The organism is Lentzea sp. NBC_00516 (genome assembly GCF_036346835.1).
GTDB lineage: Bacteria > Actinomycetota > Actinomycetes > Mycobacteriales > Pseudonocardiaceae > Lentzea > Lentzea sokolovensis.
This window is the reverse complement of record NZ_CP107840.1, coordinates 4,755,923-4,782,186: the sequence shown is the minus strand read 5'-3', so window position 1 is coordinate 4,782,186 and position 26,264 is coordinate 4,755,923. Positions and strand designations below refer to the sequence as shown.

At 68.9% G+C, this 26,264-nt stretch carries 32 protein-coding genes; 21 read left to right on the top strand and 11 right to left on the bottom strand.

Translation table 11 applies throughout. The features are described from left to right. The first annotated feature begins 34 nt into the window (after window positions 1-34). The 7 genes from OG205_RS20715 to OG205_RS20685 are packed head-to-tail and all read left to right on the top strand — an operon-like array spanning window position 35 to window position 6,967. Complete coding sequence (locus tag OG205_RS20715) at window positions 35-1,180, top strand: acyl-CoA dehydrogenase family protein (protein WP_330277881.1); 1,146 nt, start codon at window positions 35-37, stop codon at window positions 1,178-1,180. A 10-nt stretch (window positions 1,181-1,190) separates the two neighbouring features. After that, window positions 1,191-2,387, top strand: coding sequence for an acetyl-CoA C-acetyltransferase (locus OG205_RS20710; protein ID WP_330277880.1), 1,197 nt, complete (start codon window positions 1,191-1,193; stop codon window positions 2,385-2,387). Further along, window positions 2,387-3,145 carry an SDR family NAD(P)-dependent oxidoreductase gene (locus tag OG205_RS20705; protein WP_330277879.1) on the top strand — a complete coding sequence of 253 codons (759 nt, stop codon included), beginning with the start codon at window positions 2,387-2,389 and terminating at the stop codon, window positions 3,143-3,145. The genes OG205_RS20710 and OG205_RS20705 overlap by 1 nt, the downstream gene beginning before the upstream one ends. Window positions 3,146-3,159: 14 nt before the next feature. Further along, complete coding sequence (locus tag OG205_RS20700) at window positions 3,160-4,287, top strand: hypothetical protein (RefSeq protein WP_330277878.1); 1,128 nt, start codon at window positions 3,160-3,162, stop codon at window positions 4,285-4,287. Further along, on the top strand, window positions 4,284-5,708 hold the full coding sequence (locus tag OG205_RS20695) for a vWA domain-containing protein (protein WP_330277877.1): 1,425 nt from the start codon (window positions 4,284-4,286) through the stop codon (window positions 5,706-5,708). The genes OG205_RS20700 and OG205_RS20695 overlap by 4 nt, the downstream gene beginning before the upstream one ends. Next, window positions 5,695-6,402 (top strand): hypothetical protein, encoded by a 708-nt coding sequence (locus OG205_RS20690; RefSeq protein ID WP_330277876.1) that lies wholly within the window; start codon window positions 5,695-5,697, stop codon window positions 6,400-6,402. The genes OG205_RS20695 and OG205_RS20690 overlap by 14 nt, the downstream gene beginning before the upstream one ends. Before the next feature lie 22 nt (window positions 6,403-6,424). Continuing rightward, window positions 6,425-6,967 (top strand): 3'-5' exonuclease, encoded by a 543-nt coding sequence (locus OG205_RS20685; RefSeq protein ID WP_330277875.1) that lies wholly within the window; start codon window positions 6,425-6,427, stop codon window positions 6,965-6,967. Window positions 6,968-6,969: 2 nt separating this feature from the next. On the opposite strand, the gene OG205_RS20680 is transcribed toward OG205_RS20685, so the two are convergent. After that, window positions 6,970-7,227 carry a hypothetical protein gene (locus OG205_RS20680; RefSeq protein ID WP_330277874.1) on the bottom strand — a complete coding sequence of 86 codons (258 nt, stop codon included), beginning with the start codon at window positions 7,225-7,227 and terminating at the stop codon, window positions 6,970-6,972. A 74-nt stretch (window positions 7,228-7,301) separates the two neighbouring features. Between OG205_RS20680 and OG205_RS20675 the strand changes: the two genes are divergently transcribed. Next, a complete protein-coding gene (locus OG205_RS20675; RefSeq protein ID WP_330277873.1) occupies window positions 7,302-8,114 on the top strand; it encodes a helix-turn-helix domain-containing protein in 813 nt (270 codons plus the stop codon). An 8-nt stretch (window positions 8,115-8,122) separates the two neighbouring features. Further along, the gene (locus OG205_RS20670; RefSeq protein ID WP_330277872.1) at window positions 8,123-8,311 is read left to right on the top strand and encodes a DUF397 domain-containing protein; all 189 of its coding nucleotides are present in this window, start codon (window positions 8,123-8,125) and stop codon (window positions 8,309-8,311) included. On the opposite strand, the gene OG205_RS20665 is transcribed toward OG205_RS20670, so the two are convergent. Then, window positions 8,301-9,356: a DUF2855 family protein gene (locus OG205_RS20665; protein ID WP_330277871.1), complete on the bottom strand. Its 1,056-nt coding sequence runs from the start codon at window positions 9,354-9,356 to the stop codon at window positions 8,301-8,303. The genes OG205_RS20670 and OG205_RS20665 overlap by 11 nt on opposite strands. A 38-nt stretch (window positions 9,357-9,394) precedes the next feature. Here OG205_RS20665 and OG205_RS20660 point away from each other — a divergent pair, with 38 nt between their 5' ends. Further along, window positions 9,395-9,961 carry a TetR/AcrR family transcriptional regulator gene (locus OG205_RS20660; protein ID WP_330277870.1) on the top strand — a complete coding sequence of 189 codons (567 nt, stop codon included), beginning with the start codon at window positions 9,395-9,397 and terminating at the stop codon, window positions 9,959-9,961. A gap of 3 nt (window positions 9,962-9,964) precedes the next feature. On the opposite strand, the gene OG205_RS20655 is transcribed toward OG205_RS20660, so the two are convergent. Further along, window positions 9,965-10,417, bottom strand: coding sequence for a MaoC family dehydratase (locus OG205_RS20655; protein ID WP_090069375.1), 453 nt, complete (start codon window positions 10,415-10,417; stop codon window positions 9,965-9,967). Window positions 10,418-10,428: 11 nt separating this feature from the next. Continuing rightward, the gene (locus OG205_RS20650; protein WP_245822590.1) at window positions 10,429-11,181 is read right to left on the bottom strand and encodes an SDR family oxidoreductase; all 753 of its coding nucleotides are present in this window, start codon (window positions 11,179-11,181) and stop codon (window positions 10,429-10,431) included. Window positions 11,182-11,311: 130 nt separating this feature from the next. On the opposite strand from OG205_RS20650, the gene OG205_RS20645 reads away from it, so the two are divergent. Both OG205_RS20645 and OG205_RS20640 read left to right on the top strand, forming a co-directional pair. Beyond that, the gene (locus OG205_RS20645) at window positions 11,312-12,112 is read left to right on the top strand and encodes an SDR family NAD(P)-dependent oxidoreductase (RefSeq protein ID WP_330277869.1); all 801 of its coding nucleotides are present in this window, start codon (window positions 11,312-11,314) and stop codon (window positions 12,110-12,112) included. A gap of 2 nt (window positions 12,113-12,114) precedes the next feature. Continuing rightward, complete coding sequence (locus OG205_RS20640; protein WP_330277868.1) at window positions 12,115-13,086, top strand: quinone oxidoreductase family protein; 972 nt, start codon at window positions 12,115-12,117, stop codon at window positions 13,084-13,086. Window positions 13,087-13,597: 511 nt separating this feature from the next. Here the strand turns inward: OG205_RS20640 and OG205_RS20635 are convergent. From OG205_RS20635 to OG205_RS20615, 5 genes are all read right to left on the bottom strand, one after another. Continuing rightward, window positions 13,598-14,059: a DUF6319 family protein gene (locus OG205_RS20635; RefSeq protein WP_330277867.1), complete on the bottom strand. Its 462-nt coding sequence runs from the start codon at window positions 14,057-14,059 to the stop codon at window positions 13,598-13,600. 93 nt (window positions 14,060-14,152) lie between these two features. After that, window positions 14,153-14,374, bottom strand: coding sequence for a hypothetical protein (locus OG205_RS20630; protein WP_319981526.1), 222 nt, complete (start codon window positions 14,372-14,374; stop codon window positions 14,153-14,155). Continuing rightward, a complete protein-coding gene (locus OG205_RS20625; protein WP_330277866.1) occupies window positions 14,371-15,525 on the bottom strand; it encodes a S8 family peptidase in 1,155 nt (384 codons plus the stop codon). The genes OG205_RS20630 and OG205_RS20625 overlap by 4 nt, the downstream gene beginning before the upstream one ends. Window positions 15,526-15,588: 63 nt before the next feature. Further along, the gene (locus OG205_RS20620; protein ID WP_442916829.1) at window positions 15,589-16,746 is read right to left on the bottom strand and encodes a cation:proton antiporter; all 1,158 of its coding nucleotides are present in this window, start codon (window positions 16,744-16,746) and stop codon (window positions 15,589-15,591) included. 20 nt (window positions 16,747-16,766) lie between these two features. Next, the gene (locus OG205_RS20615; protein WP_319981523.1) at window positions 16,767-17,240 is read right to left on the bottom strand and encodes a cation:proton antiporter regulatory subunit; all 474 of its coding nucleotides are present in this window, start codon (window positions 17,238-17,240) and stop codon (window positions 16,767-16,769) included. 18 nt (window positions 17,241-17,258) lie between these two features. Here OG205_RS20615 and OG205_RS20610 point away from each other — a divergent pair, with 18 nt between their 5' ends. The 6 genes from OG205_RS20610 (at window position 17,259) to OG205_RS20585 (ending at window position 21,916) form a co-directional block, all read left to right on the top strand. Next, on the top strand, window positions 17,259-18,359 hold the full coding sequence (locus tag OG205_RS20610) for a DUF1015 family protein (RefSeq protein WP_330277864.1): 1,101 nt from the start codon (window positions 17,259-17,261) through the stop codon (window positions 18,357-18,359). 63 nt (window positions 18,360-18,422) lie between these two features. Continuing rightward, window positions 18,423-19,367, top strand: a complete 945-nt coding sequence (locus tag OG205_RS20605; protein WP_330277863.1) for a hypothetical protein — start codon at window positions 18,423-18,425, stop codon at window positions 19,365-19,367. Beyond that, a complete protein-coding gene (locus OG205_RS20600; RefSeq protein ID WP_330277862.1) occupies window positions 19,367-20,113 on the top strand; it encodes an ATP-binding protein in 747 nt (248 codons plus the stop codon). Before OG205_RS20605 ends, OG205_RS20600 begins: the two co-directional genes overlap by 1 nt. A gap of 10 nt (window positions 20,114-20,123) precedes the next feature. Continuing rightward, window positions 20,124-20,444, top strand: a complete 321-nt coding sequence (locus OG205_RS20595) for an STAS domain-containing protein (RefSeq protein ID WP_330277861.1) — start codon at window positions 20,124-20,126, stop codon at window positions 20,442-20,444. A 31-nt stretch (window positions 20,445-20,475) separates the two neighbouring features. Continuing rightward, window positions 20,476-20,838: a chorismate mutase gene (aroH, locus tag OG205_RS20590; RefSeq protein WP_093605103.1), complete on the top strand. Its 363-nt coding sequence runs from the start codon at window positions 20,476-20,478 to the stop codon at window positions 20,836-20,838. Between the two features lie 40 nt (window positions 20,839-20,878). Then, window positions 20,879-21,916: a hypothetical protein gene (locus OG205_RS20585; protein WP_330277860.1), complete on the top strand. Its 1,038-nt coding sequence runs from the start codon at window positions 20,879-20,881 to the stop codon at window positions 21,914-21,916. Here OG205_RS20585 and OG205_RS20580 read toward each other — a convergent pair. Together OG205_RS20580 and OG205_RS20575 are read right to left on the bottom strand one after the other, a co-directional pair. Then, window positions 21,906-22,346 carry a pyridoxamine 5'-phosphate oxidase family protein gene (locus OG205_RS20580; protein WP_330277859.1) on the bottom strand — a complete coding sequence of 147 codons (441 nt, stop codon included), beginning with the start codon at window positions 22,344-22,346 and terminating at the stop codon, window positions 21,906-21,908. The genes OG205_RS20585 and OG205_RS20580 overlap by 11 nt on opposite strands. Before the next feature lie 120 nt (window positions 22,347-22,466). Beyond that, window positions 22,467-23,396, bottom strand: a complete 930-nt coding sequence (locus tag OG205_RS20575; protein ID WP_330277858.1) for a hypothetical protein — start codon at window positions 23,394-23,396, stop codon at window positions 22,467-22,469. 127 nt (window positions 23,397-23,523) lie between these two features. Here OG205_RS20575 and cmk point away from each other — a divergent pair, with 127 nt between their 5' ends. The 3 genes from cmk to der are packed head-to-tail and all read left to right on the top strand — an operon-like array spanning window position 23,524 to window position 26,257. Further along, window positions 23,524-24,210: a (d)CMP kinase gene (gene cmk, locus OG205_RS20570; protein ID WP_330278197.1), complete on the top strand. Its 687-nt coding sequence runs from the start codon at window positions 23,524-23,526 to the stop codon at window positions 24,208-24,210. Next, window positions 24,207-24,839, top strand: a complete 633-nt coding sequence (locus OG205_RS20565; protein WP_330277857.1) for a lysophospholipid acyltransferase family protein — start codon at window positions 24,207-24,209, stop codon at window positions 24,837-24,839. The genes cmk and OG205_RS20565 overlap by 4 nt, the downstream gene beginning before the upstream one ends. Further along, window positions 24,836-26,257: a ribosome biogenesis GTPase Der gene (gene der, locus OG205_RS20560; protein WP_330277856.1), complete on the top strand. Its 1,422-nt coding sequence runs from the start codon at window positions 24,836-24,838 to the stop codon at window positions 26,255-26,257. Before OG205_RS20565 ends, der begins: the two co-directional genes overlap by 4 nt. The last annotated feature ends 7 nt before the right edge of the window (window positions 26,258-26,264 follow it).

Genomic DNA, 26,264 nt, shown 5'->3' with positions numbered 1-26,264 from the left:
TAGCTCTAAGCAACCGCTTAGTATGGAGGTAGTCGTGCAGCGGACGCTGTTCAACGAGGATCACGCCGCGTTCCGTGAGTCGGCGAAGGCGTTCGTCGAGCGCACGATCACGCCGAACATCGAGAAGTTCATCGAGCAGCGGGTGATCGACCGCGACGTGTGGCTGGAGGCCGGCCGTCAGGGCCTGCTCGGCCTCGAGATCCCCGAGGAGTACGGCGGCAGCGGCGCGAACGACTACCGGTTCAACACGGTGTTCGCCGAAGAGCTGTGCCGGGTCAACGCCGCGGTGGCGTCGAGCCTTGGCATCCACGGCGACGTCGTGGCGCCCTACCTCGTCGACCTGTGCACCGAGGAGCAGAAGCAGCGCTGGCTGCCCGGCATGTGCACCGGCGAGATCAAGACCGGCATCGCGATGACCGAGCCGTCCGGCGGCTCCGACCTCGCCGCGCTGAAGACCAACGCCGTGCGCGACGGTGACGACTGGATCCTCAACGGCTCCAAGACGTTCATCACCAACGGCTACACCGCCGACATGATCGTCGTCGCGGCCCGCACCGACCCGTCCAAGGGCGCGCGCGGCATCACGCTGTTCGCCGTCGAGACCGGCATGCCCGGCTTCGAGCGCGGCCGCAAGCTCGACAAGGTCGGCCAGCACCCGTCCGACACCGCGGAGCTGTTCTTCTCCGACGTGCGCCTGTCCGCCGAGCACATGATCGGCGACGAGGGCCAGGGCTTCATCTACATGATGGAACGCCTGCCGCAGGAGCGGATCGGCGGCGCCATCTCGAACCTGGCGCACGCGCAGGGCGTCTTCGACGAGACGATGGAGTACGTCAAGGAGCGCAAGGCGTTCGGCCAGGCGATCGGCAAGTTCCAGCACAACAAGTTCCTGCTCGCCGAGCTGCGCACCAAGCTGGACGTCTCGCAGGCGTTCATCGACACGCTGACCATGCAGCACGTGCGCGGAGAACTGAGCCCCGTCGAGGCGGCGCAGGCCAAGTACTGGAGCGCCGACATCGAGAACGAGGTCATCGACGCCTGCGTGCAGCTGCACGGCGGCTACGGCTACATGACCGAGTACCGCGTTGCCCGCGCCTGGATGGACGCCCGCGTCACCAAGATCTGGGCCGGTTCGAACGAGATCATGAAGGAACTCATCGGCCGCGACCTGGGCCTGTAGGAGGTTTTCCATGGCTGAAGCAGTCATCGTCTCCACCGCCCGGTCGCCGATCGGCCGTGCCCGCAAGGGTTCCCTGGTCTCGCTGCGCCCGGACGACCTGGCCACGCAGGTGATCTCGGCGGCGCTGGGCGACATCCCGGCGTCCGAGATCACCGACCTGCACCTCGGGTGTGCCGAGCCGCAGGACGAACACGGCCAGAACATCGCGCGCCGCGTGGCCGTGCAGCTCGGCTACGACAACTTGCCGGGCACGACCGTCAACCGGTTCTGCGCGTCTTCGGTGCAGACCGCGCGAATGGCTTTCCACGCCATCAAGGCGGGGGAGGGCCACGGGTTCATCTCGGCCGGCGTCGAGTGCGTCTCGCGGTACATGCACGCGGGCGCGCCGTCGTTCAACCCGCTGTTCGCCGACGCGCAGCAGCGGACCCTGGACACGGCCGCGTCGAACGCGGCGTGGACCGACCCTCGGCTCGACGGCGCACTGCCCGACTACTACATCTCGATGGGCCAGACGGCCGAGAACGTCGCCACGCAGATGGGCATCTCGCGGCACGACCAGGACGAGTTCGGCGTGCGGTCGCAGAACCTCGCCGAGAAGGCCATCGCGGACGGCTTCTTCGCCCGCGAGATCACGCCGGTGACTTTGCCTGACGGAACCGTTGTGTCGACTGATGACGGACCGCGTTCCGGGGTGACGCTGGAAGCCGTTTCCGCGCTGAAGCCGTCGTTCCGGCCCGAGGGCACGATCACGGCCGGCAACTGCTGCCCGCTCAACGACGGTGCGGCCGCTGTCGTGATCATGAGCGACGTGCGGGCACGTGAGCTGGGCCTGACCCCGTTGGCGCGCATCGTGTCCACAGGCGTCTCGGGCCTGTCGCCGGAGATCATGGGCCTCGGACCCGTCGACGCCACCAAGCAGGCGCTGGGCCACGCCGGTCTGTCCATTTCGGACATCGACCTGGTGGAGATCAACGAGGCCTTCGCCGTCCAGGTGCTCGGTTCCCAGCGCGCACTGGGCATCGACATCGACAAGCTCAACGTGCACGGCGGCGCGATCGCGCTGGGCCACCCGTTCGGCTCGACCGGTGCGCGGATCATGACGACGCTGATCAACGGCATGCAGGCCCGCGACGCCCAGTTCGGCCTGGAGACGATGTGCGTCGGCGGCGGCCAGGGCATGGCGATCATCCTGGAAAGGCTTTCGTAGTGGGAATCCTCGACAAGTTCCGCCTCGACGGGAAGGTCGCGATCGTCACCGGCGCGTCCTCAGGGCTCGGCGTCGCGTTCGCCAAGGGCCTCGCGGAGGCCGGCGCGGACGTCGTGCTCGCGGCTCGTCGCGCGGACAAGCTGAAGGAGACGGCCGCTCTGGTCGAGGCCACCGGCCGTCGCGCGCTGGTCGTGCAGGCCGACGTGTCGCAGCCCGACGACTGCCGTGAGGTCGCTCGCGCGGCGGCGGAGTTCGGTTTGGTGTCGGTGCTCGTGAACAACGCCGGTGTCGCATCGGCGGTGCCGGCCTCGCGGGAGACGCCGGAACAGTTCCTCAGCGTCATGGACGTGAACCTCAACGGCGCCTACTGGATGGCCCAGGCGGCCGCGGCCGTCATGAAGTCCGGTGGCTCGATCATCAACATCTCCAGCGTTCTCGGCCTCGTGACCGGCGGTATTCCCCAGGCCGCGTATTCGGCGTCGAAGGCCGGCCTGCTCGGTCTGACGCGGGACCTGGCGCAGCAGTGGACCGGGCGCAAGGGCATCCGCGTCAACGCGATCTGCCCCGGTTTCTTCGCCTCCGAGATGACCGACCAGTACCCGCCGGGGTACCTGGAGAAGATCCAGGCGTCGCTGCCATCCGGGCGAATCGGTGACCCGGAGGAGCTCGCTTCCGCCGTTGTCTTCCTGGCCTCACCGGCGGGCGGTTACGTTACCGGTGAGACGCTCGTCGTCGACGGTGGTGCCGTGATCGTCTGACTCCAGGGGGAGCCGTGCGGGAGCCCGAGTTCAAGGTTGTCGACCCGCGAAGACGGTTCCTGCTGTGGTTCGTCCCGCCGCTGGCGGTGTTCGTGACCGGGCTGGTGGTGCTGCTCGTTTCGGGGCACATCACCGGCCCGTTCCGTTCTGTCACGGTGGTGCGGGCGCTGTTCGCCTCCAAGCGCGACTTCTTCCAGGACGAGCAGGTCAAGCGCATCCTGATGGCGCGCGGCTACCAGGTGCACGTGACGCCGATCGGCTCGCGCGACCTCGCGGACAAACCCGACCTCGACTCGTACCACTTCGTGTTCCCGTCGGGACACGTGGCGAACGAGCACGTGAAGACCCGCCGGGCGGGCAAGCACGTCGTGCCGTACCGGCCGTTCTTCACCCCGGTCGTGCTCGCCACGTTCCGCGAGTACGCCGAGGCGCTGAAGAAGGAAGGCGTCGCGACACCGCACGATCAGAGCGAGAAACCGCTCTACTACAACCTGGACATGGTCAAGTTCAAGGAACTGGCCGACAAGGACAAGCGGTGGAACGAACTCGGCCTGACCAACGGCAACCGGGTCATCGTGCAGTCGCCGGACCCCTGCAAGGCCTACTCGGGCGCGACGCTCGTCGGGTTCTTCGCCACCGCCTTCGGTGACGAGCCACCGCAGACCGTCGACGCCGCGGAGAAGCTGGCACTGGCGGTCAAGCCGTACGTCGACGCGCAGGGCCAGGCCGGTGAGGACATGGCCCCCAAGTACTTCGTGCCGGAGGGCCGCACGCACGCCGTCATCGCGGTGATCTACGAGCACCAGTACATCGCATATCAGTTGCGGCAGAAGAGCATCGACACCGAACGAGTGCTGCTCTACCCGAACAAGCAGCACCAGAGCACGCCCGAGCTGATCTCGTTCACGCCGGAGGGCGACCGGATCGGCGAGCTGATGATGAACGACCCGGAACTGCGCAGGCGCGCGGTCGAGCTGGGGTTCCACTCGCTGAGCTGGAACGGGGAGTCCGCCGACGACTTCGGCACCTACATCGCGGGCCGCGGTCTGCCGGAGCCGCCGGCCGGTGACGCGGGCAGGGTCCAGCTGCCCAAGGCGGAACTCTTCGAGCGCATGCTCGACGTCGTCGGCGACTGCAAATGAGAGTGCTGGCGGCAGTTCTGCTGCTCTTGCTGGCCGCGTGCACGCCGAGCACGCCCGCGGTCCGGTTGACGATGCTGGCCAGCACCGAACTGGCCGATCTCGGTCCCGTTCTGACGGAGCTGAGGAAGGCCACCGGGGTCGAGCTGGCGGTGGAGCACCGCGGCACGGTCGAGGCCAGCAGGTCGCTCGCCGGGTTCGACCTGGCCTGGTTGTCCACCACCAGGTTCCTGCGGCTTCGTGGTGCCGAACCCGAGCTGGCGTCGAGCGTCATGACGTCCCCGGTGGTGCTCGGGGTGAAGCGCGGCAGCCGGGCGGTGCTGGGCGAGCGGCCGACGTGGGCGGACGTCGCCGACCGGGCCGCACTGGGCCAGTTCCGGTACGGCATGGCCGATCCGCGGGTCTCGGGTGGTGGGATGGCCGCGTTGATCGGCGTCGCGACGGCGGCCGCGGGCACCGGTGCGCCGCTGCGGCCCGAGGACGTCAGCTGCGACCGCCTGCAGGGGTTCCTCGCGGGGCGGGCGTTCGACGTACCGAACCCCGTGGACGAGTTCGCTCGACGGTCCGATGTGGACGGACTGGTCGCGCACGAGTCGGAGTTGTTGTCCTTGAACGCCTCCGGGCGTCTGGCGGAACCGTTGGAGATCGTCTACCCGCGCGACGGCATCGTGCTGTCGGACTATCCGCTGATGCTCGTCGAGTCCGCGCACCGGGCCGCCTACGACCGGGTCGTGGAATGGCTGCGGTCGCCGGACGCGCAGCGGATGATCGCCGAACGCACCTGGCGCCGGCCCGTCGAACCCTCCGTGGTGCGCAACGAGAAGCTGCGCGCCGACCTCGGCACCGCGCTGTACTTCCCGGACAGCCAGGAGGTGCTCGACCGGCTGCTGCTGTTCCACGACCGCGCGGGCGAAGGCCGTCAGGTGATCTTCGTGCTGGACTACTCGACGTCCATGCGGGGCCCGCGGCTCGCCGGGCTGCGGGAGGCGTTCGCGTCCCTCAACGGGTTCGACCGCTTCTACGTCGGCGAGACGGTCACGATCGTCCGGTTCGCGGGCACCGTGCTGGAGGAACGTTCGATCACCGTGCGCGGGAAGCAGGACCTCGACGCGCTGCTGGCCGTCGTCGCGTCCGACGACCTGCAGGACAACACGGCGATCTGGGCCGCGCTGGACCACTCGCTCCGGCTGGCCCGCGGGGAGACGGCGGTCGTGCTGATGACCGACGGGGAGAACAACGCGGGGCCGTCGGTGAACGAGTTCCTTCGCGTTGGGCGGGGAGAGGTGCCGGTGTTCCCGATCCGGTTCGGCGAGGCCTCGACGGCGGAACTGGACCGGGTGGCGCAGGCGAGCGGTGGCCGTCTCGTGGAGGCCGGCGCGAAGTCGTTGCTGGAGGCGGTGAGAGAGATCCGTGGATGTCGATAGAGCGCTCTGGTGGTCGGTCTCGTGGGGCTGGATCCTGCTGTGGGTCGCGACGCTGATCGCGTTGGTCGTGGTCGTCGCGCTCGGGTGGCGGTGGCTGCGGCGCCGTGAACCGGAACCCGAGGTGCCGGGCCTGCTGTTCTACGTGCACGGTCAGCGCATGATCAACCTGTGCAAGGTCGGCAGGTACGACGACGCGGTCACCCGGCAGTTCGTCAAGCAGATCACCGTCACCAAGAACGGTAAGCTGCAGGTCGGCCCCAGCGAGTTCGGAATCGGCGTGGACGGCTCGGTGGTCTCGCAGAACACCGACACCTACGAGAAGCCGGCCACGGAGATCGACGTCATCGGCGTCGTGCTGGCCGGCCTGCGCGCGGGCCACGGCGTGATCGACGTCGACCTGACGACGCGGACCATCACGGCCGACGAGTCGTGGCGGCGAGGAAAAGCCCGGCGCCTCAACGACATCCGCGACTACGTGTCGCTGCACGGCCGGTTCGAGGTCGGTGACGGCGACGGCGCGGCGGTGCTGATCGCGCCCGTGGGCGAGCACCGGGTGCGGGTGGAATGCGACCGGGCGAGCCTGCGCGACACGTTGCCGCCGGGCCAGTTCAACGCGCGGTGCCTCGGCAAGGTCCAGTCGTGGAACGCGGCGACCGGCGAGATCGTGGTGCTGCCGGTCGTCGTATTCCAGTAGACGGGTGGGGGACGATCAGCGCGTGATTTCGTTGGATGAAGTGCTCGTGGTCGACGTGGAGTCGACGTGCTGGGAGGGAACGCCGCCCGCCGGTGAGGTCTCGGAGATCATCGAGATCGGGATCTGCCCGGTCGCGGTGGCGACCGGGGTCCGCGGTGAGCGGCGATCGGTGCTGGTGCGGCCTTCGCGGTCGTCCGTCAGTCCTTTTTGCACTCAGCTCACGACGTTGACCGCTTCGCAAGTCGCGGACGGTGTCTCGTTTGCGGAGGCGTGCGCGTTGCTGCGCAAGGAGTTCCGGTCGGATCGTCGGGTGTGGGCTTCCTATGGTGACTACGACCGCAAGATGTTCGAACGGCAGTGCGCCGACTTCGGCGTCCGGTATCCGTTCGGGCCGCGGCACGTCAACGTCAAGACGCTCTTCGCTTTGACGCACGCGTTGCCGCGGGAGGTCGGGATGGCTGAGGCGGTGCGGCTCGCCGGGCAGAAGCTCGACGGCACGCACCACCGCGGCCACGACGACGCCCACAACATCGCGGGCCTGCTGGCGGGGCTGCTCGGGCGTTGAGATCACCTGTTCGGAGGATTCCAGTCGATTCCGACCGTGCAGACGCGGATGGCGTCTCTCCACACCGTGATGGCGAACGTGCCCGCGTCCGCTGACACTCGCGTGAGGTATTCGGTTGCGCAGGCGACCGTGTAGTAAGACTTCCAGTCGGCTCCTTTCCTTATGTACCAACCATGATCCTCTACGGATTCGACGTAGGCGAGGGTGAGCCGGCCGTTCTTGCCGCGCCGGTGGTACTGGATGCTGTGGACGTACTCCATGCTGTGGACGGTCCTCACCGGACCCCGCCACCGTGATTCACGAATGTCAGATCTCGCCCGTAACGTTTGGGGTTATGACCGACCCCACGTTCCGGCAGGTGCGCCTCGGCGAGGCGTTGAGGAAGCTGCGCGAACGGGCCGGGATCAGTCAGCGGGAGGCGGCGTACCGGCTCCGCTACAACTATCAGAAGCTGAGCCGCATCGAGAACGGTCAGTTGCCGGAGTACCACGGCATGCGTGCGATGCTCGATCTCTACGGCGTGCTCGTGTCGGAAGAGGCGCCGTACATCGACATGTGGGAACGCGCCAGCGAGAAGGGCTGGTGGCATCCCTATCGCGTCGCCGATCACGGTTACCTCAGCCTGGAGCACGACGCCACCCGACTGAGCACGTTCTCCCTCGGCTACATCCCTGGACTCCTGCAGACCGAGAGCTACATGCGTGCGTTGTTCGCGGGCTGGCAGGTCCAGCGCTCACGGAAATGGATCGAGAACCAGATCGCGGTTCGGACGAGGCGGAAGGAGCGGCTGATCGCGGATGACGGGCTCGAGTATCACGCGATCATCGCCGAGGCGGCTTTTCCTCTGGCTGACCGTGAGCAGTTGCTGCACATCAATGACATGGGGACGCGGCCCAACGTGAGAGTGCAGGTCCTGCCGTTCGCAGTGGGGTTGAACGACGGGTACACCGGATCGTTCCACCTGCTTGATTTCGCCTACCTCGCTGACATGACGGTGCTCTACGTCGAACATCCCGCGGGCGCCGCGCATGTGGAGGACAGCGAGCAGGTGAAGGCCAGTAAAGTGCTCTTCAAGCACCTCTCGAAGCTGGCGCTGGCGCCGAACGAGTCCGCCGATTGGATCGGGAGGTTGGCTGCTGAGAGGTAGGGATCGACTTGTCTGCTGTCTGGCGGAAGAGCAGCCGGAGCAACGCCGGCGACAACACGGAGTGTGTCGAGATCGCCGTGGACGGCTCCGCCGCCCGCATCCGCGACTCCAAGGGCCGGGCGGACGCCACTGTCGCGGCGCCCGCCTGGGGTTCGTTCCTCGCCATGGTCAAGGGCGAGGACCAGTTCAGAAGGTGATGACGTCGGCCGTGTTCGGGTTCGCCTTGCCCGCCAGCACGGCCTGCCACACGTCGATCAGCTCCTCCGGCCCGCTGTGCCGCACGACCCCGACCCAGTCGCCCGCCTGAGTGGTGAAGCCGCGCCACGCCTCGCCGAAGCGCTGGGCCAGACCGTCCGAGCCCCAGTCCGCTGTGCGCTTGCGCAGCTGGTCCGGGGCGAAGAAGAACTCGGAGCGCGCGTCCTGCGAGGCGGCCTGGTGGGTCAGGCCGATCGAGATGTCCTTCACCAGCGCGGAGCCGAGGCGGTCGTGCAGCGCCGAACGCACGTCGGCCGATCCGCTGAAGTCCAGGTACACGCTCGGTTCGACGTCCACCGAAGCGCCGTAGGGCAGCACGGTGTCGTAGAGGCCGAGGCTTTGGGTGAATTCCACGTTGCGCGGCGAGGTCAGGCCCACGACCCGTACGCCCTGACCGCGAAGGCACTGCGCGGTGCCGAACGCCGTCTTGCTGGACGCCGAGGAGATCACGACGGTGCGAGCGCCGTGGAAGTCGTTGTCCGCCAGCTGGTCGGCGAGCAGGAACGACGTGAGGAACAGCGGCCGGTACAGGACCTGGAGGTCCTCCAGGGACGCGTCGTAGGCGGGGTCCTGGGAGGTGACGAGGTAGCTGTTGTAGACCGCAGGCAGGTCGGCGCGGTGGTCGGCGGTGTCGACGAAACCGGACGAGGTCAGCTTGGCGCGTGCGACGAAGTGGCTCGCCATCGGCAGGTAGCCGTACACGCGGGTGCCGGCGGGCAGAGCGTCCACTGTGGACTCCACGACGTCGGCGAAGCCCCAGACCGGGACCACGCCCTGGCCTTCGCCGCCCGCGGGGAAGAAGCGCCAGTAGCCGATGAGGTCGCCGATCACGCCGTACGTGACGTTGTTGGCGGTGAGGCCGACGTGGCTCACCCGGAGCAGCACCTCGCAGTCGGACAGCTCGAGCGGCTCCGGCAGTTCGTCGTGCAGCACCTCGGTTTTGGTGAGGTCGTCGCGATCGACGACCACGGTCCAGCGAGTGGTCATTGCCTGGATTCTCCTAGCTCGGAAGGTACGCTCCGGTCGTGACCGTGCCTGAAAGACTGATCGACGCCGCCACCCGCCTGTTCGCGGACAAGGGGTACGAGCGGGTCGCCGTGCAGGAGATCGTGGAACACGCGGGCGTCACCAAAGGCGCCATGTACCACTACTTCGGGTCGAAGGACGACCTGCTGCACGAGATCTACGGGCGGTTGCTGCGCTTGCAGACCGAACATCTGGAGAAGATCGCGTCGAGCACCGGGCCGGTCGTCGAGCGCCTCCGCGAGGCCGCGATCGACGTGATCGTCACGAGCATCGAGGACTTCGACGCCGCCAAGGTGTTCTTCCGGTCCATGAACCACCTGTCCGCCGAGAAGCAGAAGGAAGTGCGGGCGGAACGGCGGCGCTACCACGAGAAGTTCCGCGGCCTGATCGAGGAGGGCCAGCAGGACGGGACCTTCCGCGACGACGTGCCCGCCGACGTCGCCACGTACTACTTCTTCGGGTCGTTGCACCAGCTCGGCACGTGGTACCGCCCGGACGGGGACATCCCGGCCGGGCGGCTGGCGGAGCACTACGCGGATCTGCTGATCCACAGCCTCAGGGCCTGATCCTCAGGGCACGATCACGCTGACGATCTCGGCGACGCACGCGGGCTTGTCGCTGCCCTCGATCTCGATGACGACCTTGGTCACGAGCTGCTTGCCCAGAGAGATGTCCGTGACGTCCAGCAGCTCGACGCCGCCGCGCACCCTGGCGCCGACCAGCACCGGCTGCGGGAAGCGGACCTTGTTGCTGCCGTAGTTCACGCCCATCTTGATGTTCTTGACGGTGTAGACGTCCCGCACCAGATACGGCACCAGCGACAACGTCAGGTAGCCGTGCGCGACCGGTCCGCCGAACGGGCCCTTCTTCGCCTTCTCGACGTCGATGTGGATCCACTGGTGATCCAGCGTCGCGTCGGCGAACAGGTTGACCTGCTCCTGCGTGACCTCGTGCCACTCGCCGAACCCGAGGTGCTCGCCCTTGGCGGCGACCAGCTCGTCGATGTTCTCGAAAGCGCGCATGGTGGGAGTCCTCAGTCCTTCGGTCCGCCGGCGACGTAGATGACCTGGCCGGACACGAACCCGGCACCCTCGCTCACGAGGAACGACGCGGTGTGCGCGATGTCCTCCGGCTGGCCGACGCGCGCGACCGGGATCGCCTGCGCCGCACCGGTGAGGAAGTCCTCGAACGGGATCTTCATGCGCTCGGCCGTCGCCTTGGTCATCTCGGTGGCGATGAAACCGGGCGCGATCGCGTTGACCGTGACGCCGAACTTGCCGAGCTCGATCGCGAGGGTCTTGGTGAAGCCCTGCAGACCGGCCTTGGCGGCGGAGTAGTTGGCCTGGCCGCGGTTGCCGAGAGCGGACGTGGAGCTCAGGTTGACGACGCGGCCGAAGCCTTCCTTCGTCTGGAACGCCTGCACGGCCTTGCTCATCAGGAACGCGCCGCGCAGGTGCACGTTCATGACCGTGTCCCAGTCCGCGGAGGTCATCTTGAACAGCAGGTTGTCGCGCAGCACGCCGGCGTTGTTGATCAGCACGGTCGGCGCGCCGAGCTCCTCGGCGACCTTCGCGACGGCGGCGTTGACCTGCTCCTCGTCGGCGACGTCGACCTTGAGGCCGATGGCGCGCCCGCCGCTCGCGACGATCTTGTCGGCGCCGTCCAGCACGCCCTGCTCGTCGAGGTCGAGCAACGCGACGGCTAGGCCGTCCGCGGCGAGACGCTGCGCGACCGCGGCACCGATGCCACGAGCCGCGCCGGTGACGATCGCAACCCTGTCGGCCACGGGTCCTCCTTCGGTGAGGGGATGGTGAGCTAAGCAAGCGCTTAGTAACGTACCTATCAGTCCGCTTGACGTCCAGGTCTGTGCGGACGACCATACCGACTGGTCGGAATGTGGCAATTCGAGGAGGCAGATGCCCGTGGAACTCACCGGCAAGGTCGCGCTCATCACCGGCGGATCCAACGGCATCGGCGCCGCGTCCGCCCGGCGTCTGGCGTCGCTCGGCGTACACGTCGTCGTGGCTGATGTGGACGCCGACCAGGGCAAAGCCGTCGCCGATGAGATCGGCGGCGTGTTCGTGCGCTGCGACGTGACCCAGGCTTCGGACTCGGCTGAGGCTGTCGCACTCGCCGTGCGCGAGTTCGGCGGGCTCGACATCGCGTTCCTGAACGCCGGCATCGGCACCGGGTGCTCGCTGGGCGACGACTTCGACGTCGAGACGTACCGGCGCGCGATGGCCATCAACCTCGACGGCGTGGTCTATGGCGCGCACTACGCGTTGCCCGAGGTGCGCAAGCGCGGCGGCCAGATCATCGCCACGGCGTCTATGGCCGGCCTTATGGCGATGCCGGGCGACCCCGTCTACGGCGCGAACAAGGCCGCTGTCGTCGGGCTCGTGCGCTCTCTCGGTGGCGCCCATCCCGACGTGCGCATTAACGCGCTGTGCCCTGGGTTCGCCGACACCAACATCATCGTTCCGCTGCGCTCGACGCTGGACGAGATCGGCATGCCGATCATCCCGGTGTCCGCCGTGGTGGACGGTTTCATGTCCATTGTGGAGGGTTCCGGCACCGGCGAGGCCTGGTTCGTGCAGGCAGGTCGTCCGTCGGAGCCGTTCGGGTTCCGCAACCCGCCTGGGCCTCGTGCCGCTGACGGCTCGCGCATCGAGGCCGCTCGCAAGGACCCCGTTTCCATCGCGCTTGAGGAGAACTGATCGTGCGTGCCATTCAGATCACCGAGTTCGGCGGGCCCGAGGTGCTCCAGCAGGTGGAGCTGCCCGACCCGGTTGCCGGCGAGGGCGAGGTGCTGATCTCCGTTTCGCGTGCTGGGTTGAACTACGCCGACACGCATCAGGCGGAGAACTCCTACCTGGCGAAGATGTCGTTGCCGCTGGTTCCTGGTGGTGAGGTTGTTGGGGTTACGGAGGATGGGCGTCGGGTTGTTGCGCTCACCAAGAACTCTGGTGGGTATGCGGAGAAGGCTGTTGCGCCTGCTCTCACCACCTTTGACGTTCCTGATGGCGTTGACGATCTGACTGCGTTGTCGTTGATCGTTCAGGGTGCTACTGCCTGGTTGTTGTTGCGCAAGTCGACTCACATGGAGGCCGGTGAGTCGGTCGTCGTGCACGCTGCTGCTGGTGGTGTGGGGACGATCGCCGTTCAGCTGGCCAAGTTGTGGGGGGCCGGGCGGGTCATCGCCACCGCTTCTTCTGATGACAAGCGGAAGTTGGCGTTGGATCTCGGGGCTGATGTTGCGATCGATTCTCGTTCCGAGGACATGACCGCTGCCTTGATCGAGGCCAACGAGGGGCGGCGGGTTGATGTTGTGCTCGACATGACTGGGGGAGCGGTCACTGATCAGTCGGTTGTGGCGTTGGGGCCTTTTGGGCGGCTTGCGTTTTATGGCATGGCCTCGCGGGAAAGGCCGAAGCCGGTTGACCTCGGGGCGTTGCTGGTGCACTCCACGGCCGTTGCGGGTATGTGGTTGCCGCACGCGTTGAGGGTTCGGGACGCTGAGCATGGGACGTTGGCGCATCGGGCTATGGCTGAGCTGTTCCAGCTTGTTGTGGATGGGAAGGTTCGAGCTGTTCCTGGTGGGGAGTACGGGATGGGGGAGGTTCGGCAGGCTCACGAGGACCTTCGGTCTCGCAAGACCCAGGGGAAACTTGTGCTTGATCCGTCTCGCTAGTTTTGTCGCGTTCCGCGACCGGGCGGGTGGTCACCTTGCGGGCGGCGACCTTGCGGGTGGTCGCCTTGCGGGCGGCCAGCTTGCGTTGGGTGCTTCCCCTGGGGGCTCTGCCCCCAGACCCCCGGCAATCTGATCGGGGGGTGGCGCCGTACGTGGGTTGATGGCACGCCTGTTGCGTTGGGCGGCTGCCTGTTGCTTTGAGGGTTGCGTTGGCGGTGGGGTCCCGTCCCAAGTCCCACCAAGAGCGGGCCACATGCGAGAAGGGGTGTCAAGCGGACGAAAAGCGTGTCCGCTTGACACCCCTTCTCGCATGCAGCAAGAGCTGTGGTGCGACTCGTGACGGGACCCCACCGCCGGGCCCGCTTGGTAAAGACGGCTCGCCTTCGGCTTCGCGGGCGGCTGGGTGTGCGTGTGTGCATTGGCTCGAACCGGTGAACCTGCGAATGGCCGTTGTTTGCATGCGAAAGGGCGGTCCGCTTTGTGCGGGCCGCCCTTCTGCGTCTTGCTGGAACTAGTCCGAAAGCTCAGCCAGCTGGGCCTTCACCCTCGCCAGTTCGGCTTCCAGCTCCTCCATGCGGGTGCGGTGCTGGTCGCGCGCCGCCTCGAGCACCGACTCGATGCCCTCCGCGATGTCCTCATGCAGTTCCTTGGCCGCCTTGGCGACGGCGATGGCCGGGATGACCAGGCCCGACACGACGCGCTGCGTGCCGTGGACCAGGTCGGCCTGCCATTCGCCCTCGGCGGTACCGGTCACCGTGAGCGTGAGCTCTACGGTGCGGGTCTTCTTCGCCGTGCTCTTCGGGCGGCCTGCCTTCGGCTTTTCCGCCTTGGGGGCTTCGACCTTGGGAGCCTCGGCCTTCGGCGCTTCAACCGGCTTCGGCGCCTCGGCCTTCTCGGCCACTGGGGCCGACGCCGGAGTCTCCTCCACGACGGTCTCCTCGACTGCCTGCACCTCGGTGAGCGTGTCCGACACGATCAGGTTTCCTCTCTCCGCAACGACGTGACCCCGCGCACAGCATAGAACACTTGTTCGATCAGGCGTGTGTGGGGTCAGGAGAGAGACTAGTCAGTACGGCGGGAGCTGTACGCGCCACTGCCGTTCTACGTCGATGACTCCGGGTACCGCCTGCAGGGCTGGGATGGCTCTGACCTCGGCGGTGCCGGTGACCACGCCCAGGGCCTCCAGGACCGTGTCCACCACCAGGCCCGCCTCCCGCAGGTCGTCGAGGACCCGCGGGAGGCTGCCGTCCGTCACGGAGACCATCACCTGGTCCACCGAAGCGGTCATGGCGCCTGGACGAGTCCGGTGCCGATGTCGGTGGACGGCAGGGGGAGGCGCAGTGCGGTGCCGGCCAGGCGGGCCCACAGTTCGAAGCCTCGGGCGCCGGTTCGTTCGGCGATCAGGACCGCCACGCCTGCCACGTGCGGGGTCGCCATCGACGTGCCGCGCAGGCGCGAGTACTTCTGCGGGAGCTTGAACGACGAGTAGACGTCCACGCCGGGGGCGCAGACGTCGATCTGGCCGATCTTGTCCGCTGAGCCTGACGAGAACGACGCGATCGCTCGGTTCACGTCGATCGCGGCCACGGCGATGATGCTGGGGCAGCGTGCGGGGTGGCCCACCGGCGCGATGCGGGCCGGGCGTGACGAGGCGTTGCCCGCCGCGGCGATGATCAGCGTGCCCTTGGCCATCGCGCGCTGGGCCACGGTCTCGTAGATCTGCGAGTACGGCGTGCCCGCCGGGACGTCGGCGCCCAGCGACATCGAGATGATCGCGCAGCCGTTGGCGACGGCCCAGTCGATGCCCGCGAGGATGCCGCCGTCGGAGCCGGAGCCCGCGTTCGACAGGACCTTGCCCGCGAAGATCTCCGCCTCGTACGCGACGCCGTAGCCGGGCAGGGTGGCGGGCTTGCGCGGGCCCGCTGACGTGCCGATGCAGTGCGTGCCGTGGCCGTGGCCGTCCTGCACGTCCTCGCCGGTGATGAACGACTTCGTGGTGATGGTGCGGCCCGCGAAGTCCGGGTGGTTCGTCTCCCAGCCGGTGTCCAGGACGGCGATCTTCACGCCCTTGCCGGTGGCCGTGCTGACGTCCGCGCCGACCGCCTGCAGCCCCCAGGTCAGCACTGATTCGTCGGCCGCGGCCTCAGGTTCGTCCGCGACCGGCGCGGCGAACACGTGCACGACGCGTTCCGGTTCGACGATCTGGACCGCGCCGGGACCCTCCGCGGCGCCGTTCAGCTGGCCCAGCAGGTTCGGGTCACCGGACACCACGGCGACGCCGAGTTCCGGGAACACCTGCAGCGTGTCCGAGCCGATGTCGCCGGTGTTCGGGTTGAACCCGGCGATCGCGCCGAGCTCGGCCAGGCCTTCTTCTACGGCGTCTTCCTGCAACAGCACCAGGAACCGGCCGGTGGTCTCCACTTCCGCGGGTTCGGTCATGACGATTCGCCCCTACTCTCCGTCTAGCCCTCACTAGAGAGTCGTCACATCGGGGCAGTTGTTTCAGGCCGTTTGCCGTCTGCGTTGAAAGAATTCACCGATTGGCTCAACGTACTTGGCCGCGATGGGCCCGAGGATCGCCATCAGCAGCACGTACGCGGTCGCCAGCGCCGCGAGCTCGTCGGCCACCTGGCCGGACGCCACGGCCAGCCCGGCGATGACGATGGAGAACTCGCCGCGCGCCACCAGCGCCACGCCCGCACGCATGCGGCCCATCTTGCCGATGCCTTGCCTGCGCGCCGCCCACCAGCCCGTGTACACCTTCGTCGCCGTCGTGACGGCGGCCAGCGCCACCGCGATCCCCAGCACCGGGGGAATCGAGCGCGGATCGGTGTTCAGTCCGAACACGACGAAGAACATCGCGGCGAACAGGTCGCGCAGTGGTTCCAACAGGCGCGTCGCGTTCTCGGCGGTCGACCCGGAGATCGCGATGCCGAGCAGGAACGCGCCGACCGCCGCGGACACCTGCAGCTGCGAGGCGATGCCCGCGACGAGCAGGGCGGAGCCGAGCAGCTTGAGCAGGAACACCTCGTGGTCCGGACTGTCCACAATGGCCGAGATGAACCGGCCGTACTTCAACGCCACCACCAGGACCACGGTGATCGCGAACAGCGAGATGCCGACCGAGGTGAGCCCGCCGAGGAAGCTCACGCCCGCCAGCACGGCGGTGAGCACCGGCAGGTACACGGCCATCGCGAGGTCCTCGAACACGAGCACGGACAGCACGACCGGCGTCTCGCGGTTACCCAGCCGTCCGAGGTCGCCGAGCACCTTCGCGACGATGCCCGACGACGAGATGTACGTGACGCCCGCCATCGCCAGCGCCCCGACGGTGCCCCAGCCGAGCAGATACGCCGCGATCGCGCCCGGCGCGGCGTTCAGCACCAGGTCGAGCACGCCGGCCATCCAGGACTTCTTGAGCCCGTTGGTGAGCTCGGACGCCGAGTACTCCAGGCCGAGCAGAAGGAGCAGCAGCACGACGCCGATCTCGCTGGCGAGGTGCGTGAACTCCTCGATGCCGTGTAACGGGACGAGCCCGCCCTGGCCGAACGCGAGCCCGCCGATCAGGTAGAGCGGGATCGGGGAGATTCCGGCACGCCGAGCCACACGACCCAGCAGACCGAGGCCGAAGAACACCGCGCCGAGCTGGATCATGGCCATAGTTGTCTCGTGCACTGTGCTTAACCGCCGTGGAGGATCTCAGCGGCGGCGTCGAGGCCCTCCGCGGTGCCGACGACGACCGCGAGGTCACCGTTTTCGAAGAGGAAGTCGGGGCCGGGCGACGGATGCGCGTTGCCCGAGCGCACGACGGCCACGATGGACGCACCGGTCCTCGTGCGCAGAGCGGTCTCGCCGAGCGAGTGGTTCGCGAACGCGGTCACCGGCAGCTGGCGGGTGGTGATGCCCGCGATGTCGCGGGTCTCCTCGCGCAGGTGGGCGACGAGCTGCGGCGCGCCGAGCAGGCCCGCGAGCGTGTTCGCCTCTTCCGGCGAGAGGGGTATCGAGGCGGCGCAGGAGTCGGGATCCGACGCTTTGGACAGGATGAGCTCGAACCGGCCGTCCCGGTAGGTGATCACGCCTACTCGGCGTCCGGCGCGGATCATGAAGTCCTGGCGCGTCCCGATGCCCGGCAGGGGCGTGATCTCTACGTTCACACAGATCATGATACGTGCATGTCACTGCGTGTACGCCCCGTGCGTCGCGGCTGGGTGGTACGCGAGCGCGTGCCCGGCCCCGACGTCGACGAGTTCGCCGAACCCGGCCAGGTGATCGGGGCGCTCGCGAGAGCCCCGCACGGCACGTTGCTGGCCGTCCAGCACCCCCATCGCACGCCCGCCGCCCTGGCCGCGGGCACCGGGCTGCTCGACGCGCTGCCGCACGCCCGCGCCGAGCTCGCGGCGCTGATCCGGCGGGCGTACACCGAGGTCACGGACGTCGTCGCGCCGTATCGGGTGGACGGGCCGGACGGGACGGCGTGCGGTCTGCTGTGTCTGGTCGATCCGGACGGGATCGCGCACACCGAGGACGTCTACCCGGGCGTGGTCGCCGAGCGCGGTCAGGTGCTGGCCTCGCTGGGCATCGCGACGAGCGCGGCCATGCTCGTCCCGATCACCCCGCACGACGGGCTGACGGACCTGGTGCTGGGCATGACCGGGGAGCCGGCCGTGTCGCTCGTGGACTCTGGCGGGCGGCGGCACTGGGTGTGGCTGGTCGGGCCGGGGGAGTCGCAGGAGCGGTTCCTCGAAGCGGCGGGCGCGCATCCGTTGCTCGTCGCGGACGGCAACCACCGGGTCGCGGCGGCGCGGGAGGCGGGGCTGGCCGGGTTGCTGGCGCTCGTCACGTCCGGGCCGGGGCTGCGGGTCGGGCCGATCCACCGCGCGATCGTCGGCACCGGGTTCAGCACGTCCGATCTCGTGACCGCGTGGGAACGGGTCGGGCTGACGGTGTCGTCGTTGCCGTACGTCGTCGATCCGGAACCGGGTGTCGTCGTGGTGCGGTGCGCGGACGCGGTGCTGCGGGTCGAACTGCCCGCGGGGCACGGGATCGACCACGCGGTCGTCGAGTCGGTGCTGCTGGGCGAGGCGCTCGGGCTCGACCCGGAGAGTCCGCGCGTGCGGGCCGTCGTGGATCCGTCCGTGGAGGCAGAGGCGGTGTTGCTGATCGCGCCGGTGCCGTTGCGGGAGGTCCTGGCAGGCACCAAGATGCCGCGCAAGAGCACCTACTTCACCCCGAAGCCGCGTAGCGGGCTTCTGCTGGCCGACCTGTCACCGTAGGGCCCTGCCCGGCGGGTTCGTTCGACCCTGGTCCCCGGCCCAACACGCGTTGAAAATCGTCCAATGCACAACGACGCCTCACCCTCGTTGCCGCCGCCCCACGCCAAGATCGGGCACGTGCACGTCAGGCACCTGAGGGCGATGACGTCGGCGTTGCGCGCGGTCGACTACCGCTACGGCGGTGGGGCGTGCCGCACGCAGGTGCAGGCGATGTTGTCCTGGTGCGACAAGGCTTTCCCGCACTCGGCCGGCGCCGCCGTTCGCCGCGACTTCCGGTGCGCCATCGCGGAACTGCACGCGCTCGCCGGGTGGACCGCCTTCGACGCAGGGCTCGGAGGGTCCGCGCACCGTCACTTCCTTCTCGCCCTCGACTTCGCCCAGGACGAGGATCTGGTGGCGAACATCCGCTATCGGATGGGGCGGGTCCACCTGCACCACGGTGGACCCGCCGAAGCGCTCGGCATGTTCCGGCTCGCGGGGATCGTCGCGAACAACCACCACACGAACGCGATCCTGGCCGCGAACCAGGCGTGGTGCCACGCCGAGATGGGGGACCGGGTGGCCGCGCTGGCGTTGCTGGGGCGTGCGCACGACGAGTTCGCACGGGCGGACGTCGATCGTGCCGCGCCGTGGGCCGCGTTCTTCGACGTGCACGATCTCGCGGGCATCACCGGTGCCGTTTACACCTCTCTTGCGAGCACAGTCGATCCCGGGTTCGCGCGGCCGGCCATCACGTCGTTGCGGCAGGCCGTGACGGGGTACCGCGACGACATGGCGCGCAGCCGCACGTTCGCGCTGATCGCGTTGTCGCTCAACCATCTCCTGGAAGGGGACGCGGACGAGGCGGCGGTGACGGCGGGGCTCGCCGTGGTGCAGACCGGGGACATGATGTCCGCCCGCACGCGCAAGAAGCTCGATCCGTTGCACGCCGAAGCGGGTAGACGCCGTGCGACCACGGTGCGGGAGCTGATCACGCCGTTGCTGGCGGCCCCGTCGCACGCCGCGTGATGAGCGCGCGGACCCGGTGGTTTCCGGCGACACCAGGGTCGTTGCCGGAGATCCGGGCCTTCGTGCGGGGTCTCGCCGGTGAGGCCGGGTTGCACGGCGACGACGCGCGGGACGTGCTGCTCGCGGTGTCCGAGGCGGCGGACAACGCGGTGCGGCGCGCGGGAGCGTCCGTCGTCGGGGTGACGTGGGAGCCGCGCGACCACGCCGTGCTGCTGACCATCGAGGACGACGGCGTCTTCGACCTCGAGGCCGGCACCGCCGCCCGGCCGCTGGGCCTGCGCCTGCTGTTCGGCATCGCCGACGAGGTGCAGGTGCGGCCCGGCAAACCGACCTGGCCCGGCACGGTCGTGCGAGCGCTCGTGCGGGTCTGGTCGCGTGCGGGCGTCCCGGACCTGCCCGCGCCTCCGGGACGCCCGTGCGTGCTGCTGCTGGACGGCGACCGGTTCTCCGGCCAGTCGCTGGCCGCGTTCCTGCACGCCGAGGGGTACGACGTGACGCTCGTGACGACGGTCCCGGCCGCGCAGGAGGCTCTTCAGAGTCCACCGGCACTGGCGATCGTGGACCTGCTGACGTCTCATGGTGAAGGGACCAGGTTCGCGGCGGCGGCACGAACGTCCGGCGTGCCGGTGGTAGCCGTTTCGGCGATCGAGCCGGCCGCTCACGTCGCCGATGCTTATTTGCCGAAACCAACGCACCCGCTGCGTGTGCTCGCGGCGGTGCGCGATCTGCTGTCTCCTGATCCGTGAGGCACCCACGATGGAACCGCAGCCAGTCCTGTTGGAGGTACGTCGCCACGGCGCGGTGGTGACGCTCACCGGCGAGGTCGACCTGAGCACCAGCGACCTGCTGCGCTCCGAGCTCGCTCTCGCCTGTTCGTTCGGGGACGGCGCGGGAGACGTCGTGATCGACTTCAGCGGCCTGACGTTCATCGGGTCGAGCGGCCTGCACGTGCTGATCGAGACCGCGGGCGTGCTCGGGCAGCGGCGGCTGGTGCTGCTCGGCGGCGGGTGGGGCGCCTACGTGGTGAACCTGCTCGGCCTGACCCTCCGCTTCCCCAACATCGTCGTGGACCACTGACGTCCACTGAGGACGCTGTAGGGTCGATCGCATGGCGGTGCGAGCGATCAGGGGAGCCACGCAGATCGACGCGGACTCGCGCGACCTGCTGCTGGAGGCGACGGCCGAGCTGGTGCGGGAGGTGTTGTCGTGCAACGCGTTGACAGCCGACGACCTGATCAGCGTCGTGCTGACCGCCACCCCTGACCTGGTGTCGGAGTTCCCCGCCTACGCCGCCCGCCTGGCCGGTCTTTCGGACGTACCACTGCTGTCCGCGACGGAGATCGCCGTGCCCGGTTCGATGCCGCGCGTGATCCGGTTGCTGGCGCACGTCGAGACCGATCTGCCGCGGTCGTCGATCAAACACGTCTACCTGCGCGGGGCGGCGGCGTTGCGGACCGACCTCAACCACTGAACTTTCCGCTGACATGAAGTGATCACCGGGGGGCGATCGCATGTTCCAGCCTTATCTGGCCGACTACCGCTATTACGCGTTGTTCGAGGACGGGCGCGGCATGTCCGACGCCGGCAATGCGAAGGGCCTGTACCGCTCCATCATCGCCGGCGACGAGGAACGGTACGAGGGCCACGGCAGGTGGGAGCCGAGCTGCAGCCTGTCCAGAGCGGGGGACCGCGACTCCTACGACGACTACCGCGAGGCGACCCCGGCCGAGGTGGAGCACCTCACGCGCCGCATTGACGCCCAGCAGCCGGAAAAGCCGCGGTCGGCGCCCGTCGAACGGGGTGGCGTCCCCGAACTTCTGGCGGCACGGCGGCAAGCCGAACCGGTGGACGGCCATTACCACTTCGCGGAGTTCGAGAGTCTGGGCGACGTCGCGCACGTCGACCGCGCGCACGCCCTGATCCGGTGCCCCGCGAGCGGTGACGGCGAATGGGAGACGTACCTGCGGGAGGGCGAGTGGGTGCCGGGGAGGGTGCCGCGGGATCGAGTCGTGCTGCCGGTCGGCCGCGAGGACGTCGAACGGACCATCCGGGGCCGGGAGACCGCCGAGGTCAGGTACTTCGACGTCTGGCACGGCCTCGCCGTCGAGGACGGGCGCTACCTCCACGACCTCGTTCGCCGCACCGGATCTGTCGACGAGACCCCCGACGACCTCGGCTGGCGGCGCACCGACGTGCTCGGGCGGCTGGAGCCCGGCTGGTGGGTGATGGAATTCGGCGAGCGCCACTTCCGCATGAGCCGCCACGTCGCCGTGATGACGGCGAGATCGCGCAGGTTCCGCGGCCGTCCCCACGACTACCAGGCGTTCTTCAGCACCAAGGACGCCGTCTACGACTTCGGCAAGGTCAAGTTCCTGGCCAGGCGCCTGCCGAATCCGTACGAACTGGAGTACGAGCTGTGGACGCCGGACGGCTGGAAACCGGTCAGCGGATCGCTCGGAGGAGAGTCGCTGCCGATCTCCGAGGAGGAGTTCCAGCGTCTCGCGGCGCCCCGCCCTGACGAGCGGGGCGCAGGCGACGTCAGGCGCTGAAGTCCTTGCCGGGCAACCATCCGTTGGGGATGTCCGTAACGCGCCACGACGGCACGGACACCTTGACCGTGCGGATCGGCGTGGCCAGGAACGGCGCCACCTCGGGCACCTTCGTCACGAGCCGCTGCCGCACGGCCTCGTCCTCGGCGCCGTCCACCACCACGGCCGTGCCCCTGGCCTGCAGGAACGGCTCCATCGGCGACCCGGTCGACACGACCAGCGCCACCTCGGGGTTCTCCTTGATCGCCTTGATCGTCCGGCCGCGCTCTTCCAGCACGAGCACGAGGGTGTGCGGCCCGTCCTCGGCGAAGTAGACGCCGCTCACCCACGAGCCGTCCGAACCCGCCGTGGCGAGGAACATCGACTTGTGCGCGGCGAGCGTGCGGTGCAGCAACGCCTCGACGGCGCTGTGCTGTTCCGTGGTGGTCACTGAGCCCTCCATGTGATCGGTGATGCGCACACGAGATCGGCCACGGGAGCACGCGCCTGTTGCGGATTCCACCGATCGATACATCGGGTTCGGGGACCGCTGGGAATGGACACGACTGTCCTATGTGGACGTCACGGTGAGGACGGAGGACGGCTCGTCGGACACGATCACGGTGCCGGCTGATGTCGTCGGCTCTGGTGCCGCACCCCCGCTGACCGAGAGCTGCCGCAGTTCGACCACGGCGGCGCGTCCGACCAGGACGCCGCTCTCCCGGATGATCTCCTCGTAGTCGTCGGCACGGCAGGTGAGCACCAACGGCCCGGCCCGTCCGGCCACGCGCGCGATGTCCCGTACGGCGTCGACCTTCAGCGCGACCTCGTCCAGGGCGTCCAGCACGGGCAGGACCAGTCCGCGGTCGACGAGTTCTCGTGCGACCCGCTTCCCGCGTCGGCGGAAGACCGGGTGGTCGGCCGAGATCCGGCGCGCCATCCACGTGTCCAGGTCCTGCTTCCTGGGATTCCACGACGCCAGTGGGAACAGCACCGGCACCAGGTCGCCGGGTTCTCGCTGGGCGAGCAGGCGGAGCGTGAGCTGGACCGCGGCGCTCGTCTTGCCGGAACCCGGCTCGCCCAGCACCACGAGCTGGTGTGCCGGCAGTTCGCGCAGCGCCTTCGCCAGGTCGCCCGCCTCGCCGTGCAGCTTCAGCAGGATCGGTCTGCCCGCGACCACGCCCGTGCCGATGATCTCCGCGGGGCTCGGCGCGACCGGCCGTCCCGTCGACGCCCAGCGCACCTCCAGCGGGTCCTGGTGCGCGCGTTCCCACTGCCCGGTGACGAGCCGGGCGAGGTCCTCCAGCGCCTGGTCCGGGTCACGCGCGGTGACGCCGGCACGAAGGCTCAGCAATCCGGCCACCAGGCCCGCGACCGCGAGCACCGCCCCTGCCACGCCACCGAGTTCGCCGCCCGCGTCCGGCGTGGTCAGCCAGATCCAGACACCGATGACCGACACGGCGAACGCCACGACGGCGAGCCGCCACCTGCGCAAGTTCACCGGGGCATGATTCCGGATGATCGGCACCTGGACCGTCCCGGTGCCGGTGTGAGCGTCCGCACCAGGCACAATGTGGGCCGTGGGTGTCTCGGAGGGAGCTGCTGTGGGCCAGGGTCAGTTGCGCGGTGTGGTCGCTCTCGACGGACCGGCGGGCACCGGCAAGTCCACCGTGGCCAAGCGCGTCGCGATGGCGCTGGACGCGCGCTACCTCGACACCGGCTCGATGTACCGGGCGATCGCGCTGGCGGTGCTGCGCGCGGGCGTCGACCCGACGGACGAGGTCAAGGTCGCCGCGGTCGTGGACGGCGCGGTGCTCGTCGTCGGCACGGACCCCCAGAAACCCGGCATCACGCTCGACGGCGACGACGTGTCGGCCGAGATCCGCGGGCCCGAGGTGTCGCTGGCGGTGTCACCCGTCTCCGCGACCCGGCACGTGCGGGAACTCCTCGTGGCCCAGCAGCGCGCGATCATCGCGGACGCCGTCGACCACGTCGGCGGGATCGTCGTCGAGGGTCGCGACATCGGCACGGTCGTGTCGCCCGACGCCCCGTTGAAGGTCTACCTGACGGCGTCGGCGGACGCGCGGGCCGCGCGCAGGACCAAACAGGACACCGCGGCCGGACGTAAGTCCACTGTGGACACCGCGCTCGCCGACGTGCAGCGGCGTGACAACTACGACTCGTCGCGCGCCGTGTCGCCGTTGAAGGCGGCCGTCGACGCGGTGGAGCTCGACAACACCGACCTCGACCTCGCGGGCACCATCAGGGCGTTGCTGGAGCTCGTGGAGCGCCGTGGGCTGCGGGTGACCGGGTGAGCGTTCCCGCGGGGACGGTGCCCTGGCTGTTCGACCTCGGACGCTGGATCGGGCGGGTTCCCTACGCCTGGCAGTTCCGGATTCGGGTGCACGGCCTCGACCGCGTACCCTTGAGCGGCGGCGTGGTCGTCGTCGCCAACCACAGCTCGATGTCTGACGGGCCGATCCTGTTCGGGGCGCTGCCCCGGCGCGTGACGTTCCTGATCAAGCAGGAGATGTTCAAGGGCGTCGTCGGCACCCTTTTGCGCAAGATCGGTCAGATCCCCGTCAAACGGGGCGAGGCCGATCGCACGGCACTGGTCACCGCGCAGTCCCTGCTCAAGGCCGGCGGCGTGATCGGGATCTTCCCCGAGGGCACGCGCGGCGAGGGCGACGTGGCGAGTGCGCAGAACGGCGCCGCGTGGCTGGCCAAGACGTCCGGCGCGATGGTGCTGCCGATCGCCTGCCGCGGGACCTACCAGGCCAAGGGCTGGCGCCCCGAGGTCGACGTGCTGATCGGTGAGCCGTTCCACCTTCCCGAGGGGAAGGGACGGGCTGCTTTGGGCGTTGCCACCGAGCAGGTGCGTGATCGCCTGGCGACACTGGTCGCCGAACTTGATGGACTTCGTATGAGTGAGGGAAGACGATGACGGACCTGGACGGCACCTGGGAGGACGAGGCCGACTGGTCAGCCTTCGACGACCTCGACGGCTCTGACGGTGGGGAAGCCGCGCCGCCACAGCCGGTGCTCGCGGTGGTGGGACGGCCGAACGTCGGCAAGTCCACGCTGGTCAACCGCATCATCGGCCGCCGAGAGGCCGTGGTGCAGGACGTGCCCGGCGTGACGCGCGACCGGGTCGCGTACGACGCGCTGTGGAACGGCCGCAAGTTCACCGTGGTCGACACGGGCGGCTGGGAGCCGGACGCGGTCGGGTTGCAGGCCTCCGTGGCCGCGCAGGCCGAGCTCGCGATGGCGACCGCGGACGTGATCCTGCTGGTCGTGGACGCGTCGGTGGGCGCGACGCAGACCGAGGAGGCCGTCGCGAAGGTCCTGCGCCGGTCCAAGAAGCCCGTGATCCTCTGCGCGTCCAAGGTGGACGACGACAGGCTGATGGCCGACGTCGCGTCGCTGTGGTCGCTGGGCCTGGGCGAGCCCGTCGCGGTGTCCGGCCTGCACGGCCGCGGCTCCGGCGACATGCTCGACATCATCCTGCAGAAGCTGCCGGAGACCCCGCGCGACGACTTCGGCGCCGGCAACGGCGGCCCCCGCCGCGTGGCGCTGGTCGGCAAGCCGAACGTCGGCAAGTCGTCGCTGCTCAACCGCCTGACCGGCGAGAACCGCTCGGTCGTCGACTCGGTCGCGGGCACCACCGTCGACCCGGTCGACTCGCTGGTCGAGCTCGACGGCGAGATCTGGCGTTTCGTCGACACCGCCGGCCTGCGCAAGCGGGTCAAGTTCTCCGGCGGCGCCGAGTACTACGCCTCGCTGCGCACCAAGTCCGCGATCGAGACCGCCGAGGTCGCGGTCGTGCTGCTGGACGCGCACGAGCCGTTGGCGGAGCAGGACCTGCGCGTGCTGACGATGGTCGTCGAGTCGGGCCGCGCGTGCGTGCTGGCGTTCAACAAGTGGGACCTCGTCGACGAGGACCGCCGCACCGAGATGGTCCGCGAGCTCGAACGCGGCCTGGTGCGCGTGCCGTGGGCGGACAAGGTCAACATCTCGGCCCTGACCGGCCGCGCAGTGCACAAGCTCGCCCCCGCGCTGCGCACCGCTTTGAACTCGTGGGACACCCGCGTTCCGACCGGTCGCCTGAACCAGTGGCTGACCGAGCTGATCGCGGCCACCCCGCCGCCCGTGCGCAGTGGCAAGCAGCCCAAGGTGCTGTTCGCGACGCAGGCCTCGACCCGCCCGCCGACGTTCGTGCTGTTCACGACGGGCTTCCTGGAGGCGTCGTACCGCCGGTTCATCGAGCGCAGGCTCCGCGAGGAGTTCGGCTTCGAGGGCAGCCCGGTCCGCATCTCCGTGCGCGTGCGCGAGAAGAAGAAGGCCGGCGCCGGCAAGAAGTAGTTTCTCC